A 14,802-nucleotide genomic window follows, 5' to 3' on the forward strand; every position below is an offset into this window, starting at 1 on the left:
TTCGCAGGCAAGCCATGCTGCCGTCGCCGATCTCAGTCTCTCCGGCGCAAGCCGGCCGCCGCTTCAAGGAGCGATTGGCGGCCGCCTGGCAGTATGTTCGGCACTGGCCGCTGCGCACGGCGCTGATCGCTGCGATCCATACGCTCGCGTTCTATGTTCTGGCCTCGGTCGAATACGGCCCGTTCGCAATGACGCTGGCGCTACTCACCTGGGCCTTGCTGAATTTTCTGTTCCTCGCGTTGTTCAAGCGGCCCGGCGTCAGCGCGGTGCTGTCGCTGCTGCTGGTCACGGCGCTGATCGTGCTGTCACAGTTCAAGTTCGGCATCACGCAACTGACGCTGACCTTCCTGGATTTCCTGATCATCGATCGCGACACGATCTCGTTCCTGCATTCGATCTTCCCGCAGCTGCGCACCTGGCTCCTGATCGCCGTTGCCGTCGCTTTGCCGATCCTGTGGCTGATCTGGCGCGCCGATCCGTTCCGCCTGCGCCGCCGCACGGCGCTGGCCTGTGCGGGCGCCTGCCTGGCGGGGATAGTCGGTCTGTCGGCGGCCAATCCCGAGAAGCCATGGGAGCCGTTCCAGGGCGTCAACCACATTTCCAATCTGGCGCGCTCCGGCGTCGTCTCGGTCTCGCATCTGACGGCAACCGGCTGGATCGAGGCGGACTCCAAGAGCCTCGTGAGTTCGGCGCAGGCGTCGCCGATGACCACCTGCGAGCCCGGCGTGAAGCGGCCGAACATCGTGATGGTGCTCGACGAGTCGTCCTTCGACGTGTCGGCGGCACCCGGCGTGAAGGTGCCGGCGGGCTATCATGATTATTTCAAATCTGCCGACGGCCAGCAGCGCGCGTTGATTACCGAATCCAGCGGCGGCCCGACCTGGTACACCGAGTTCAATATCTTCACCGGACTGTCGGCACGCTCTTTCGGTGCGCTGAAATTCTATGTGACGCGTATCGCCGCCGGAAAGATCTCGCGTGGCCTGCCACAGGCGCTGCAGCGCTGCGGCTACAAGACCTTCTCGCTCTATCCGACCTATGGCAATTTCCTCAGCGCGCGCAGCTTCCAAGAGGGCGCCGGCATCGATGGCTTCATCGACATGGCGGCGATGGGCGTCAGCGAGGACATGCAGCCCGACAGGTTCTATTTCGATCAGGCCAGGGATCTTATCGCGCGCGAAAGCAAGACCGACCAGCCGGTCTTCGTGCTGGTCTATCTCACCGCCAATCACTTCCCATGGACCGCGACCTATCGCGACGACCTCACGCCCGCCGGCTGGCAGGCGCCGGGCAATGCGGCTGAGGTGGACGAATATATCCGCCGCCAAGCGATGACGGCTGCGGACTACAAGGCCTTCGTCGCGCAGCTCCAGAAGGACCATCCGACCGAGCCGTTCCTGCTGGTGCGGTTCGGCGACCATCAACCGGCGATCGCGCAGAAACTGCTGGAGCCCGAACTGCCGCAGCCGAAGCGCGCCGACCGGATCATGACGCATGATGTCAGATACTACACGACCTATTACGCCATCGACGCGCTGAACTACCGGCCCGAACTGATATCGGCACTGCCGGTGCTCGATGCCGCCTATCTGCCGCTCATGGTGCAGGAGGCCGCACGCGTGCCGCTCGATCCGTCCTTCATCGAGCAGAAGAAGATCATGCTTCGCTGCAAGGGCGTGTTCTACGGCTGCAAGGGCGGCGACGAAGCGAGCCGGTTCAATCGCTGGCTGATTGATGCAGGGCTGATCAAAGATCTCTGACCCGGCCGGCTGCAGTGATGAGGGCAGGGTGTCTGCTGGTTCCGCCCGTCCCGTTCGAGCCAAGTTCATTGCTCGTTCATGACGATTACATTACAAATTAATGACATGTCGCAGTTTCCGGCTGCGACATGCGCCCTCTGGCCGTCGCCAGCCCAGGCCCGAGGCTTCGCCGGTGGTGTTGCGTGCCGCCATGGCGCCTCCGCTCAATCCAGTACCCAGCGTCTCGACAACTGCTGTCGCCGCGCCGACCAGCGTGTGGCGGCTGTTGGCCGTGGCTGCGCCGCATTTCGGCGCGCTGCTGGTGATGTTCCAGACCGAGACCGATCTGGTGGGGCGGATCGGCTTCGTGCTGGCCTGGGCCATCCTCAACTTGTTCTGGATTGCGCTCTTGCGCCGCCCCGCGCTGTCTGGGGCGCTGTCGCTGACCCTGGTCGTCATCTTGGTGCTGCTGTCGCGGCTGAAGCACGACGTGGTGCAGATGACCGCGAACTTCGTCGACCTGATGGTGATCGACCGTGACACCGCGGCTTTCCTGTTCACGATCTTTCCGAACCTGCGCTGGTCTGCCATCGGCGCTGCCGTGGTGGTGGTGCCGCTGATGTATGCGCTGTGGTGGCTCGATCCGTTCCGCATCCGGCGGCTGCCGGCGCTGGCCGCACTGACGGCTTGCCTCGCCGCATTGACGGGATATGCGTTGGCCTGGCCCGATGAAGCCTGGCGCGGCTATTACGATGACGGCTATCTGTCGAAATTCGCGCGCTCCGGCGTCACTGCCGTGTCGGACTTCAGCAGCTACGGTTTCATGGAGTCCGACGCGGTCATCACCGAGCGGCTGAAGTTGCCGCTGGAGGATTCCTGCCATCCGGCGGGACGTCGTCCGCACATCATCATGGTGCATGACGAGTCGTCCTTCGACATCCGTCAGGCCGCCGGCGTGAAGACGCCGAAAGGCTATGGCAGCCACTTTAATTCATGGGACGGCAAGGCGCGCAAATTTCTCGCCGAGAGCAATGGCGGGCCGAGCTGGTTCACCGAATACAACGTACTGGCCGGACTCTCGTCGCGCTCGTTCGGGCCGTTCTCCTATTTCGTCACGCGGATCGCTTCGGGCCGCGTCGAGCGCGGATTGCCACTGGCGCTGCGCCGCTGCGGCTATAGCACTATCTCGCTCTATCCGGCCTTCGGCGCCTTCATGAGCGCGCGCAGCTTCCAGACCACCACTGGCGTCGAGCGCTTCTATGACGCCAAGGATCTCGGCGCCAAGGGCGTCGAGCCCGACAGCTTCTTCTACGATTCAGCGGCGCGCCTGATGGCCGAGCAGCCGCCGGCCAATCCGCTGTTCATGTTCGTCTATCTCGCCGCTAATCACTTTCCGTGGGAAACCAAGTTTCGCCCGGACATGACACCGGGCTGGCGTGCGCCCGGTAATGTGCAGGTGGTCGACGAATATCTGCGCCGACAGGCGATGAGCGTCGATCACTATGGCGCGTTCGTCGCGAAGCTGAAGAAGCAGTTTCCAGCGCAGCCGTTTCTGATCGTACGCTATGGCGATCATCAGCCGGAGTTCGCGCCGGGCATTCTCGATCCCAACATGGATGAAGCAGGCCTCGGCAAGAAGCTGCAGAGTTACGACCCACGCTACTACGCGACCTATTACGCCATCGATGCGATCAATTTCGAACCGGTGAGGAGCGCGACGGTGATGGACACGATCGACGGGCCGTATCTGCCGCTGGTCATTCAGGAGGCCGCGGGCATTCCGCTGGACCCGTCCTTCGAGGAGCAAAAGAAGATCATGCTTCGCTGCAAGGGACTATTTTACGCCTGCAAGGACGGGGCGGAAGCGCGAAGATTCAATCGCCTGTTGATCGATGCGGGGATGATCAAGAATTTGTAACGCGCTTCCTTCTCTTACCCTCTCCCGCCTAGCGAAGCTTCGTTTCGCACAGGGGAGAGGGGAAGAGAAGTGTCACTTCGTCCCGATCTTCTCCCACAGCCACGTCGCCACGCTCTCCGGCGAACTCGTCGCATCATTGCCCGCTGCGCGCAGGTTCGCCTCGCGCATCAAGGTCAGGTCGATCCTGCCAAGCACTGGCTGCAACGCGCTGCGTAGCTTCTCATCACCTGCGCGCTTCGGCGCTAGCAGCATGATCGCGTCATAGGGCGGGATCGCGTGTTTGGGATCGCCCAGCACCACGAGATCGTATTTCGCGATCAGCCCGTCGCTGGTATAGCCGGCGATGACATCGACCTCGCCGGAGGCGACGGCGGCATACATGAAGTCCGGCTGCATGGTGCGCTGGGTCTTGAACGACAGGCCGTAGGCCGCTTTCAGTCCCGCCCATTCCGGCCGCGAGAAGAATTCGTAGTCGCCGGCGATGGTCATGTTGCCGCTTAGTGCCGCGAGATCGGTCGCGGTCGTGATCCCCAGCGCCTGCGCCTTTGCGCGCGGCATCACCAGCGCATAGGCATTGGCGAAACCGAGTTCGCCGAACAGAGTGATGCCCTGCTTGGCAAGCGTTGTCTTCAGCTCGATCAGCAGTTGCTCGCGCGGCAGGATCTCGCTGCGGTGAAACTGGTTGGCCCACAGCGTGCCGGAATAGTCGATGTAGACATCGATATCGCCGGAAGCCAGCGCATCATAGATCACGCTGGAGCCGAGACCCTGCCGCGTCGTGGCGGGTAGGTTCGCTGCCTGCAGGCGCTGCGACATCAAGGCGGCGAGCACGTATTGTTCGGTGAAGGTCTTGGCGCCGACCACGATACGCGTGCCGGAGCGGGCGAATGACGGCGCGAGTGTGACGATCACCAGCGCCGCGATACCGAGCACGCCGATGGCCGTGCGGCTGCGGCTGCGCAGGCGGATGCCCGTTTCGATCAGCGCCAGCAATTGATCGACGGCCAGCGCAAGAATTGCAGCAGCGACGCAGCCGAAGATCACCAGCACCCAGTTCTGCGTCTGCAGCCCCGCGAAGATGTAGTTGCCGAGACTGGTCTGGCCGATCGGCGTTGACAGCGTCGCGGTGCCAATCACCCACACGGCCGAGGTACGGATGCCGGCCATCATGACGGGCAGAGCGAGCGGAAGTTCGACCATGGTTAGCGATTGCCGCGGCGTCATGCCGACGCCTTGAGCGGCCTCGGTCAATGCGGGATCGACGCCGTTCAAACCGGTGATGGTGTTGCGCAGCACCGGCAGCATCGAATACAGCGCCAGCGCCAGCACCGCCGGCAGGAAGCCGAAGGCCGAGAAGCCGACACCGAAATATTGCAGTGACAGCGCTGCGAGCGCCAGCAGCAGCGGATAGAACAGGGCCAGCAATGCAAGCCCCGGCACAGTCTGCACGATGCTGGCGATGCCGAGCAGGGCGCCGCGCGTCACCGGACGGTGCCGCGCAATGATAGCTAGCGGCAGGCTGATGATGAGGCCGAGCGCCAGTGCTGCGAGGCTGACGCGGACATGGCTGCCGAGATAATCCGGCAGGTGTCCAAGCGCATCGCTCCAGCGCGGATCGGTGAACAGGCTCATGTCGCGCCGCCTTGGGGCGCCGCGCTATCCTTCGGCAGCAGTATCTGAAGTCGTTCCGCTTGCCGGCGCGGTGTGCCCAGCAACTCGCCGACATAGGCGTCGCTGCTCTCGGTCAATTGCGTTGGCGTGCCCTCGGCCAGCAATCTGCCGGAGCGCATCACCGCGATCCGGTCCGCGAGCAGGATCGCCTCTGTCATGTCATGGGTGATCATGATGGTGGTGAGGCCCAGGCTGCGATGTAGCGCGCGGTAGTCGTCGCCAAGCGCATCGCGGGTCAGCGGATCGAGCGCGCCGAACGGTTCGTCCATCAGCACGATGCGCGGCTTCGCGGCGAGGGCACGCGCGACGCCGACGCGCTGGCGCTGGCCGCCGGAGAGTTCGTGCGGGAAGCGGTCGCGATGCTGTGTGCGGTCGAGGCGCACGAGATCGAGCAATTCATCGACGCGCCCGGCGATCTCCTTAGGGGGGTGCCAAGCAACTTGGGCGTGATGCCGATATTGTCTTTGATGCTCATATGCGGAAACAACCCGCCGCTCTGGAACACATAGCCGATGCGCCGGCGCAGTTCGATGGGATCAACCTGCGCCACGTCCTCGCCGGCGATGGTGATGTGTCCCGCGTCCGGCGCGATCAACCGGTTGGCCAGCCGCATCAGCGTGGTCTTGCCAGAGCCGGAGCCGCCGACCACCGCGAGGAACTCACCCTCGGCGATATCGAGCGAGACACCGTCGACGGCGTGAATGTGGCCGCCGTCGAAGCTCTTGCTGACATGGGAGAAGCGGATGAGGGGAGGGCTCGACATACTCAGCTGTCGTCCCCGCGAAGGCGGGGACCCATAACCTCCAAGGAAGAAGGTAAGGCCCAGTCGGTCCCACAGCGCAAGACTATAACTCCTGAGGCTATGGGTCCCCGCCTTCGCGGGGACGACATGTTGATGGGGCTTTCCGAAGCTAACACGCGGCTTCGACCGCACCAACCCGCCCCACCGTTGAATTGTCTGCCCCGCAGCGCTAAGCCAGTGGCGGAACAAAAACACTTTTGGGGAACGCGCGTGCAGGCAGGTGAGGCCGCGGCATCGATGGCGGTGGCGCTTGATGACGCGACGGTGGCCTTCGGCGTCGCCGACAATCGCATCTATACGGCGGTGGAGAAGGCGACACTGCGGGTGGCGGATGGCGAGTTCGTTGCCATTGTCGGGCCGACCGGCTGCGGGAAATCCACTTTGCTGAATGTCGCTGCCGGGCTGCTGGCGCCAGCTTCCGGTGCTGTCCGGATATTCGGTCAGCCGCTGGGCGGACTGAACGCGCAGGCCGGCTATCTGTTTCAGGCCGACGCGCTGTTTCCCTGGAAGACCGCCCTCGACAATGTCGCCATTGGGCTGGAGATCGCCGGCATCGCACGCGACGACGCGTTGTCGCGGGCGCAGGAGTGGTTGACCTCCGTCGGGCTCGGCGCCTTCGCGGGGCGCTACCCGCATATGCTGTCGGGCGGCCAGCGCAAGCGCGTCGGTCTTGCGCAGGTGCTGATCCGTAATCCGAAGATCCTGCTGATGGACGAACCGTTTGGGCCGCTGGATGCGCAGACCCGGCAGGTGATGGGTAACCTACTGCTGGATCTGTGGAGCAGGGATCGGAAGGCGGTGCTGTTCGTTACTCACGATCTCGAAGAGGCGATCGCGCTGGCGGATCGCGTCGTCATCATGTCGGCGGGGCCGGGCTCGCGCATCATTGGCGACTGGAAGGTGCCGCTGCCGCGGCCGCGCGATATTTTCGAGGTGCGGCTCGACAAGGATTTTCACACGCTCCATCGCGAGATCTGGAGTGTGTTGAAGGACGAAGTGATGAAGGGCTATGCGCAGTCGGCTGGCATGGGAGCCGCGTCATGACGCGTCCTGTATTGCTGCTGTGTCAGGTGCTCGTCGCCGTGGTCGTCATCGGGCTGTGGCACCTGCTCACCACCGTGCCGGTGCTCGGCCGCATCCTGCTGCCGCCATTCTTCTTCTCCAACCCCTGGGATGTCGGTAGCCAGATTGTTAGCTGGTTCGCGTCAGGCATTATCTGGAAGCATCTCGGCATCACGCTGCTGGAATCCGTGCTGGCCTTTGTGATCGGCTCGACACTGGGCGTGCTGATCGGCTTCTGGTTCGCGCGCCAGCCGCGCCTCGCCGCGATTTTCGATCCCTATGTGAAGATGGCCAATGCGCTGCCGCGCGTGGTGCTGGCGCCGATCTTCGCGCTGTGGCTCGGCCTCGGCATCTGGTCGAAGGTCGCGCTTGGCGTCACGCTGGTATTCTTCATCGTATTCTTCAACGTCTATCAGGGCGTCAAGGAAGTCTCGCCGACGGTGCTCGCCAATGGCCGCATGCTGGGCATGAGCGAGCGGCAATTGATGCGCCATGTGTTCTGGCCATCGGCGCTGTCGTGGATGTTCTCGTCGCTGCACACGGCGGTGGGCTTTGCCGTCGTCGGCGCCGTGGTCGGCGAATATCTCGGCTCGGCGGCGGGGCTGGGCTATGTCATCCAGCAGGCGGAAGGCACGTTCGATGTGGCCGGCGTGTTCGCGGGGATGTTCGTGCTGTCGGCCTTCGTTATCGCCATCGATGTGCTGGTGTCGGTGGTCGAGAAGCGGTTGCTGGTGTGGAAGCCGGTGGTGGGTGACGGGCGGAGTTGAGGCTGTCCCACACAGTCGTTCCGGGGCGTGCGCACCTTTGCGCACGAACCCGGAACCTCGAGATGTTCATCATATCTTCATCGCCTAGCATCGAGAGGTGATGAACATGTTGGGATTCCGGGTCTGCGCTTTGTCCGGCGTTGCCGAACGCCGCGCATCCCGGAATGACAGTTTGTCGTTACGGCAGCGGCTTGGTGTCGTCCGGTGCCTGCGGCGGGGTCTTGATGGCGATGGCGCGGAACGGCTTGCCGTCGGGCTTGGTACCGCCATGGGGCGTGCCCTTCGGGATGATGATGAGGTCGCCGGCCTTGACCTGAACTTCCTTGTCGCCCAGCCACACGGTGCCGGTGCCTTCGAGGATGTACTGGATCTCGTTGGTGTTGGGATGCATGTGCTTCACCACATTGCCGTCCTGCACCGAGATGGTCGCGCCGTCGGCGGACATGAACATCTTGGAGCGGAAGCCGGTGGGCGAGGCCGGGCCCAGCGCGTCGCCGACGAGTTCGGGGACGTGGATGACCTGGGCGGTGATGTTTTCCGCAGCCTGTGCCGGCGTGATGCCCTCGGGCACGAGATGCGTGATCAGGCAGCCGGCGGCGAAGGCGGCAGTGATCGAGAGTGTTGCGGTGATGCGCTTCATGAACGTTCCCCCTGGATGACAGTGATTTGCCGCGCGGATGCTATGTCGCGCGGCATGCGTTGACCAGTGCCGGCTTTCCAACCGGCAGAGGCTCATCTATCCTCCGCGCCTGATAGCAGCGGAGGAAATAATGACAACAAACATAAAAACCGGCTTGAGCCGTTTATTCCTTGCACGTTTTTTCCTTGCGAGCCTTTTGTCGTTGTTTCTCGTTCATCCCGCTGCAGCGCAAACCAAGGTGACCATCGCGATCGGCGGCGGGGCGTGCCTGTGCTATCTGCCGACCGTACTGGCCAAGCAGCTCGGCGAATATGAGAAGGCGGGTCTCGCGGTCGAACTGGTCGATCTCAAGGGTGGCTCCGATGCGCTGAAGGCGGTGCTCGGCGGCAGCGCCGATGTCGTCTCGGGCTATTTCGATCATTGCGTCAATCTCGCCGCCAAGAAGCAGGAGCTGCAGTCCTTCGTGGTCTATGACCGCTATCCCGGTCTCGTGCTGGTGGTGTCGCCGAAGCACACCGGCAAGATCACGTCGATCAAGGATCTCGCCGGCAAGAAAGTCGGCGTCAGTGCGCCGGGCTCGTCGACAGACTTCTTCCTGAAGTATCAGCTCAAGAAGAACGGTCTCGATCCAGCCGGTACCGCCGTGATCGGCGTGGGCCTCGGCGCGACCGCGGTGGCGGCGATGGAGCAGGGGCAGATCGAAGCCGCGGTGATGCTCGATCCTGCCGTCACCGTGCTGCAGGGCAGTCACAAAGACCTCACGATTCTCAGCGATACCCGGACGCAGAAGGACACGCTTGCGGTGTTCTCCGGCGAATATCCCGGCGGGGCGCTGTATTCGACGACCGCATGGGTCAAGGGCCACGAGAAGGAAGTGCAGGGGCTGACCAACGCGATCATGAGCACGCTGAAATGGATCCACAGCCATACGCCGGAAGAGATCATGGCGAAGATGCCCGAAGGCATCGTCGGCAAGGACAAGGAGCTCTATCTCGCAGCGCTCAAGAACACGATCCCGATGTATTCGGAAACGGGGCTGATGGATCCGAAGGGCGCGGCGGCTGTGCTAGCTGTGTTCAGCGAGGGCTCGCCGGAGGTGGCCAAGGCCAATATCGATGTGAGCAAGACCTACACCAACAAATATGTCGAACAGTTCACCAAGACGATGGGGACGAATGCGAAGTAGGTTCTGCGCATGATGACGCCGGTCATCCACCGCGTCACGCAACTCGACCTCACGCGCAGCGATTGGCAGTGGCCGTTCGCGCATGAGCGGCGGGACGAGATCGACGCTCACTTCGCAAGCAAGCGCGCCGAGAAGCCGCAACTGTTCAATGGGCGCGTGTTGCTGGCGCGCAATGCGCAGTTCACCGGCGATCAGTTTCGCGCGGAATATTTCGAGACCGATTTTGCGAGCTTCCTGGCGTGGCGGGATTGGCGCTGTCCCGATCCGGATGTGTTCAACGGCTTTGGCATGGGTGCGCTGCGTGCCAGCGACGGCGCCTTCGTGCTTGGCGAGATGGGGCAGCATACATCCAATGCCGGACGTATCTATTTTGCCGCGGGCACGCCTGATCTGGACGACCTGCGCGGCGATGTCGTCGATATCGCTGGCAGTGTGACGCGTGAAGTCGAGGAAGAGCTCGGCCTCACAGAAGCCGATTACCGCGCCGACGCTGGCTGGTCCTGCGTCGTGACGGATTTCTCGGTGGCGATGATGCGTCTTCTCGATGCGGATCAGCCGGGTGAGACGCTGCGCAGCATCATCGAGGTCAATCTTGCCGGTCAGGCCGCTCCGGAGCTCAGCGGAGTTCATCTGGTGCGCAGCGAAGCCGACTTCACCCCGACGATGCCGCTGTTTGTGACAGCGTTTATGACAGCGCAACTGACGCCGGCGATGTGATCTGCTGGTATTGCCGGGAGCGGCACGCTACGCTTGCAGCTCCTGTGTCCCGGAGTTGCCGATCTCATGTCTGCCAAGCCAGTTGTGTCTGCGTTGAAGTCCTATATCGAGCCGTATCGCATCGACGGGTCGAAGGCTTTCCACCTCAAGGCGCATGACACCAATGCCAGCGGCGGGCTGCACAAGGAGACCGGCAAGAAGATCATCGAGGCCAACCGCCGCCGGCTGCAGGAACTGCAGGAAAAGCTCTATGCGCAGGATCGCTGGTCGCTGCTGCTGATCTTCCAGGGTATGGACGCCGCCGGCAAGGACAGCGCCATCGAAAGCGTGTTCGACGGCATCAATCCGCAGGGCTGCGAGGTGCATTCGTTCAAGACGCCGTCGTCGAACGAACTCAATCACGATTTCATGTGGCGCCATAGCATCGCGCTGCCGCAGCGCGGACGTATCGGAATCTTCAATCGCTCCTATTACGAGGAATGTCTTGTCGTCCGTGTGCATCCGGAGATTCTCGCCAAGCAGAAAATTCCAGCGGAGCTGGTGACGAAGGATATCTGGCGCGAGCGCTTCGAGGATATCACCGCCTTCGAGAAATATCTCGCGCGCAACGGCACAGTGGTGCTGAAATTCTTTCTCAACGTCTCCAAGGAAGAACAGCGCGAGCGCTTCCTCGATCGTCTCGAGCAGCCGGCGAAGAACTGGAAGTTCTCATCGGCCGATATCGCCGAGCGCGCGCTATGGGACAAGTATCAGGAGGCCTATGAGGACCTGATCAAGCATACGTCCTGCGAGGAAGCGCCATGGCATGTGGTGCCGGCGGATCGCAAATGGTTCTCACGCGTGGTGATCGGCTCGGCCATCGTCAACGCGCTGGAGAAGCTGGACCTGCACTTCCCCACCGTGGACGGCGAGGCGAAGAAGGACTTTACGCTGATCCGCGAGGCGCTGGAGAAGGAAGGGCCGCCGCGGGAAGGCAAGCCTGTGGTGAAGAAGGTCGCGAAGAAGAAGGTGGCCAAACAGAAGGTGGCGAAGAAGAAAGCGGCCAAACACTAGGATCTGGCTCGTCATTCCGGGGCGTGCGAGCGTAGCTCGCGCGAACCCGGAATCCCGGAGTGCTTGGCTCTACGGAGACTCCCATGTTGAGATTCCGGGCTCGGTCTCGTCGCCTTTGGCGACGATCCCGCCCCGGAATGACAGTGTGTAACGCCTAGCTCAGCTTCAATTCCTTCAGCACCTTTGCCACCTTCTCTTGCGCCGCATCCGTCAGCGGCTGCACCGGGCGCGGTGGCTTCGCATCAGTGATCCCCATCTGCTCGGCTGCCGCATACATCACGCGCAGGCTGGAGAATTGCTTGAACAGATCCCACAGCGGCTGCATCGCGCCGTTAAGGCGGCGCGCTTCGTCGGCATTGCCGGCCTGCGCCGCGCGGGTGATGGCTAGACAGCTCTTTGGAAACAGGCCGGCCGCCACGCAATACCAGGCATCGCCGCCGGCGAGCAGCGTCTCCATCGAATTCCAGTCCCCGGCATAGCCGACCGAGAAACCTGATGGCACGGCGGCGCGCATCTGCTTCAGGTGATCTGCGGCGAGGCTGGCTTCGGGGAGGTGCCTTTCACCGCGACGACGCCGGGAATACGTGCGATGCGGCCGACGAGGTCGGGCGTGAACTTGAAATGCGTGGTGGCGAAATTGTCGTAGATCACGATCGGCAATTTGCTTTCACCGGCCACCACCTTGAAGTGCTCGAAGACTTCATCCTCGGTGAGCGGCGTATAGGATACCGGCGCCAGCAGGCCTGCGGCAGCGCCGGCCGCCTTGGCATCGCGGGCGAGTTCGATCGTCTCGTCGGTGCGGAGCGCGCCGATGCCGACCAGCACGGGGACGCGGCCGTTCACCTCCGCCATGGTGGCTTCAGTGGCGCGGCGGCGCTCGTCACGGCTGAGAAACGGATACGATCCGGTACTGCCTAGGAGGCCAATGGAATCGACCTTGGCTGAGGCCAGCGGCGCCACCAGCCGCCGCAGCGCGGGGGTGTCGACACGGCCATTCGTATTCATCGGCGTGATCGGGAAAGCGGATAATCCCCTAGCGAAAGTCATTGTCCTGTCCTCGCAATTGCCGTTCGGTCTTAGGGCAAAAGGGTGGCTGCGAAAACGTCCAGTTGGCGATGTTCTGGCTAGGCCAGTCGGCCGCGCGCCCGAACTTCTCCTAGGAGGATTTAGGTCAGCATTTCTGACCTTCTTAGCCGTTGCAGCCTCCCGCGATTGTCGTCTAGAACGACCTCAGGCTCCGGTCGGCAACGAACCATCAAGGGTTTTCCTTGAGACTGGTTTTGGCCGAGGATGTGGGCCTGAAGGTGTGGCAATGCTGATTCGCAGCGACATGGTTGGAGTTTCCGGGGGAGTGGCTGTTGCCGCTGGTCCCGACGCGATTCCGGCTGCGCTGCGCTCCAACCTCCTTCTTGGCGGGCTGCTTCTGCTTATCTGCCCCTGAGCGCCGTCTGGGCCGTTTGGCCTGGGTACTCAGGGGATCATGACATTCAGAACCATCAGCTCCCTCTGGCGCCCAGACACGTGCGCCCCGACCTAAGGAATATCTCATGACTTCGACCACCCCGTCCGTTCAGGACAAGTCCGACAAGGACCGCGTCTTCATTTTCGACACCACCTTGCGCGACGGCGAGCAGTGCCCCGGCGCCACCATGACCTTCGAGGAGAAGCTGGAAATCGCCGAGATGCTCGACGATATGGGCGTCGATATCATCGAAGCCGGTTTCCCGATCTCGTCGGAAGGCGATTTCGAAGCCGTCCACGAGATCGCCAAGCGCTCGAAGAAGTCGGTCATCGCCGGCCTCGGCCGCGTCAATCCGAAGGACATCGATCGCTGCGCCGAAGCGGTGAAGCCTGCCGGCGACCGCGCCCGCGTGCATATGGTGATCGCGACCTCGCCGCTGCATATGCGCGTCAAGCTGAACATGACCCCGGAGCAGGTGATCGACGCCTCGGTGGCCGGCGTCACCCGCGCGCGCAACATGGTCAGCAATGTCGAATGGTCGGCGGAAGACGCCACCCGCAGCGACATCGATTTCCTCTGCCGTATCACCGAAGCCGTCATCAAGGCCGGCGCCACCACGGTGAATCTGCCGGACACCGTCGGCTACACCACGCCGGAGGAATACACCCGCATGTTCCGCGCCATCCGTGAGCGCGTGCCGAATTCCGATCAGGCGATCTTCTCGGTGCATTGCCATAACGATCTCGGCATGGCGGTGGCGAATACGCTCGCCGGTATCGACGGCGGTGCGCGTCAGATCGAGTGCACCATCAACGGCATCGGTGAGCGCGCTGGCAATGCCGCGCTGGAAGAAGTCGTGATGGCCATCAATGTGCGCAACGACAAATTCCCGTACTGGAACAACATCGACCCGACCATGCTGACGCGGGCATCGAAGGTGGTCTCGGCAGCGACCTCATTCCCGGTGCAATACAACAAGGCGATCGTCGGCCGGAACGCCTTCGCCCATGAGAGCGGCATCCATCAGGATGGCGTGCTGAAGGACGCATCGACCTACGAGATCATGACGCCGGCCTCGGTCGGTCTGAAACAGTCGTCGATCGTGCTCGGCAAGCATTCCGGCCGTCACGCCTTCATCCATCGTCTGGAAGAGCTGGGTTACAAGCTGGGCAAGAACCAGATCGAGGACGCCTTCATCCGCATGAAGGCTTTGGCCGACCGCAAAAAAGATATCTATGACGAAGACATCGAGGCGCTGGTCGATCAGGAGATCGTGCAGGCCCATGACCGCATCAAGCTGACCTCGCTGACGGTGATCGCCGGCACCCACGGTCCGCAGCGTGCCACAATGAAGCTGAATGTCGATGGTGTGACCAAGATCGAGGAAGCCGAGGGCAACGGCCCGGTCGACGCGGTGTTCAACTGCATCAAGGCGTTGGTGCCGCATGAAGCCAAGCTGGAACTGTATCAGGTCCATGCCGTGACCGAAGGCACCGATGCACAGGCAGAAGTGTCGGTGCGTCTGGCGCACGAAGGCCGCTCCATGACGTCGCGTGCGGCCGACCCTGACACGCTGGTTGCTTCGGCGAAGGCCTATCTGGGGGCGCTCAACAAGATCGTTATGAAGCGCGAGCGCGACATGCCGGTGCCGGTCGCTGCCGCGAGCTGAGCGCTTCCCAAAACCTATACGCGCAATGAAACGCGGTGTCGCAAGACGCCGCGTTTTTGCATTGCAGTAAAGCTTTTGCTGCTACCCCTGCGAAGGGAGCGATGGCGTTTGATTGC

13 protein-coding genes and 1 pseudogene are annotated in these 14,802 nt (G+C 62.6%); 8 read left to right on the forward strand and 6 right to left on the reverse strand.

Annotated elements, in window-relative coordinates:
• Positions 1 to 14: 14 nt before the first annotated feature.
• Together RSO67_RS27195 and RSO67_RS27200 are read left to right on the forward strand one after the other, a co-directional pair.
• Positions 15 to 1,760 (forward strand): sulfatase-like hydrolase/transferase, encoded by a 1,746-nt coding sequence (locus tag RSO67_RS27195; RefSeq protein ID WP_315841373.1) that lies wholly within the window; start codon positions 15 to 17, stop codon positions 1,758 to 1,760.
• A 190-nt stretch (positions 1,761 to 1,950) separates the two neighbouring features.
• Entirely contained in the window at positions 1,951 to 3,657 is a 1,707-nt protein-coding gene (locus RSO67_RS27200; protein WP_315844375.1) for a sulfatase-like hydrolase/transferase, read from the forward strand.
• 72 nt (positions 3,658 to 3,729) lie between these two features.
• Here the strand turns inward: RSO67_RS27200 and RSO67_RS27205 are convergent, their stop codons facing one another.
• From RSO67_RS27205 to RSO67_RS30550, 3 genes and pseudogenes are all read right to left on the reverse strand, one after another.
• A complete protein-coding gene (locus RSO67_RS27205; protein WP_315841374.1) occupies positions 3,730 to 5,289 on the reverse strand; it encodes an ABC transporter permease/substrate-binding protein in 1,560 nt (519 codons plus the stop codon).
• On the reverse strand, positions 5,286 to 5,597 hold the full coding sequence (locus RSO67_RS30545) for a hypothetical protein (protein ID WP_410001923.1): 312 nt from the start codon (positions 5,595 to 5,597) through the stop codon (positions 5,286 to 5,288). The genes RSO67_RS27205 and RSO67_RS30545 overlap by 4 nt, the downstream gene beginning before the upstream one ends.
• Positions 5,598 to 5,642: 45 nt before the next feature.
• Positions 5,643 to 6,091, reverse strand: a pseudogene (locus RSO67_RS30550) (ATP-binding cassette domain-containing protein); the annotation flags it as partial.
• Positions 6,092 to 6,367: 276 nt separating this feature from the next.
• On the opposite strand from RSO67_RS30550, the gene RSO67_RS27215 reads away from it, so the two are divergent.
• Both RSO67_RS27215 and RSO67_RS27220 read left to right on the forward strand, forming a co-directional pair.
• On the forward strand, positions 6,368 to 7,174 hold the full coding sequence (locus RSO67_RS27215) for an ABC transporter ATP-binding protein (protein WP_315844376.1): 807 nt from the start codon (positions 6,368 to 6,370) through the stop codon (positions 7,172 to 7,174).
• The gene (locus RSO67_RS27220) at positions 7,171 to 7,959 is read left to right on the forward strand and encodes an ABC transporter permease (protein WP_315841375.1); all 789 of its coding nucleotides are present in this window, start codon (positions 7,171 to 7,173) and stop codon (positions 7,957 to 7,959) included. Before RSO67_RS27215 ends, RSO67_RS27220 begins: the two co-directional genes overlap by 4 nt.
• Positions 7,960 to 8,137: 178 nt before the next feature.
• On the opposite strand, the gene RSO67_RS27225 is transcribed toward RSO67_RS27220, so the two are convergent.
• A complete protein-coding gene (locus RSO67_RS27225; protein WP_315841376.1) occupies positions 8,138 to 8,599 on the reverse strand; it encodes a cupin domain-containing protein in 462 nt (153 codons plus the stop codon).
• Positions 8,600 to 8,729: 130 nt separating this feature from the next.
• Between RSO67_RS27225 and RSO67_RS27230 the strand changes: the two genes are divergently transcribed.
• The 3 genes from RSO67_RS27230 (at position 8,730) to RSO67_RS27240 (ending at position 11,555) form a co-directional block, all read left to right on the forward strand.
• On the forward strand, positions 8,730 to 9,785 hold the full coding sequence (locus RSO67_RS27230; RefSeq protein ID WP_410001784.1) for an ABC transporter substrate-binding protein: 1,056 nt from the start codon (positions 8,730 to 8,732) through the stop codon (positions 9,783 to 9,785).
• A 9-nt stretch (positions 9,786 to 9,794) separates the two neighbouring features.
• Positions 9,795 to 10,502: an NUDIX hydrolase gene (locus RSO67_RS27235; RefSeq protein ID WP_315841378.1), complete on the forward strand. Its 708-nt coding sequence runs from the start codon at positions 9,795 to 9,797 to the stop codon at positions 10,500 to 10,502.
• 66 nt (positions 10,503 to 10,568) lie between these two features.
• Positions 10,569 to 11,555 carry a polyphosphate kinase 2 family protein gene (locus RSO67_RS27240; protein ID WP_315841379.1) on the forward strand — a complete coding sequence of 329 codons (987 nt, stop codon included), beginning with the start codon at positions 10,569 to 10,571 and terminating at the stop codon, positions 11,553 to 11,555.
• Between the two features lie 154 nt (positions 11,556 to 11,709).
• On the opposite strand, the gene RSO67_RS30555 is transcribed toward RSO67_RS27240, so the two are convergent.
• Complete coding sequence (locus tag RSO67_RS30555) at positions 11,710 to 12,069, reverse strand: dihydrodipicolinate synthase family protein (protein ID WP_410001785.1); 360 nt, start codon at positions 12,067 to 12,069, stop codon at positions 11,710 to 11,712.
• Between the two features lie 5 nt (positions 12,070 to 12,074).
• Complete coding sequence (locus RSO67_RS30560) at positions 12,075 to 12,602, reverse strand: dihydrodipicolinate synthase family protein (RefSeq protein ID WP_410001786.1); 528 nt, start codon at positions 12,600 to 12,602, stop codon at positions 12,075 to 12,077.
• Positions 12,603 to 13,102: 500 nt separating this feature from the next.
• Here RSO67_RS30560 and RSO67_RS27250 point away from each other — a divergent pair, with 500 nt between their 5' ends.
• Positions 13,103 to 14,686, forward strand: a complete 1,584-nt coding sequence (locus tag RSO67_RS27250; RefSeq protein ID WP_315841380.1) for a 2-isopropylmalate synthase — start codon at positions 13,103 to 13,105, stop codon at positions 14,684 to 14,686.
• Positions 14,687 to 14,802 lie beyond the last annotated feature (116 nt).

It is taken from the genome of Tardiphaga sp. 709, assembly GCF_032401055.1.
Lineage (GTDB): Bacteria > Pseudomonadota > Alphaproteobacteria > Rhizobiales > Xanthobacteraceae > Tardiphaga.

Bases quoted from the DNA above. Each gene is read 5' to 3' on its own strand.
- RSO67_RS27195 (WP_315841373.1), top strand. From the start codon at position 15: ATGCTGCCGTCGCCGATCTCAGTCTCTCCGGCGCAAGCCGGCCGCCGC.
- RSO67_RS27235 (WP_315841378.1), top strand. From the start codon at position 9,795: ATGATGACGCCGGTCATCCACCGCGTCACGCAACTCGACCTCACGCGC.
- RSO67_RS27200 (WP_315844375.1), top strand. From the start codon at position 1,951: ATGGCGCCTCCGCTCAATCCAGTACCCAGCGTCTCGACAACTGCTGTC.
- RSO67_RS27225 (WP_315841376.1), bottom strand. From the start codon at position 8,599: ATGAAGCGCATCACCGCAACACTCTCGATCACTGCCGCCTTCGCCGCC.
- RSO67_RS27220 (WP_315841375.1), top strand. From the start codon at position 7,171: ATGACGCGTCCTGTATTGCTGCTGTGTCAGGTGCTCGTCGCCGTGGTC.
- RSO67_RS30560 (WP_410001786.1), bottom strand. From the start codon at position 12,602: ATGACTTTCGCTAGGGGATTATCCGCTTTCCCGATCACGCCGATGAAT.
- RSO67_RS27250 (WP_315841380.1), top strand. From the start codon at position 13,103: ATGACTTCGACCACCCCGTCCGTTCAGGACAAGTCCGACAAGGACCGC.
- RSO67_RS30555 (WP_410001785.1), bottom strand. From the start codon at position 12,069: ATGCGCGCCGCCGTGCCATCAGGTTTCTCGGTCGGCTATGCCGGGGAC.
- RSO67_RS27230 (WP_410001784.1), top strand. From the start codon at position 8,730: ATGACAACAAACATAAAAACCGGCTTGAGCCGTTTATTCCTTGCACGT.
- RSO67_RS27215 (WP_315844376.1), top strand. From the start codon at position 6,368: ATGGCGGTGGCGCTTGATGACGCGACGGTGGCCTTCGGCGTCGCCGAC.
- RSO67_RS27205 (WP_315841374.1), bottom strand. From the start codon at position 5,289: ATGAGCCTGTTCACCGATCCGCGCTGGAGCGATGCGCTTGGACACCTG.
- RSO67_RS27240 (WP_315841379.1), top strand. From the start codon at position 10,569: ATGTCTGCCAAGCCAGTTGTGTCTGCGTTGAAGTCCTATATCGAGCCG.
- RSO67_RS30545 (WP_410001923.1), bottom strand. From the start codon at position 5,597: ATGGACGAACCGTTCGGCGCGCTCGATCCGCTGACCCGCGATGCGCTT.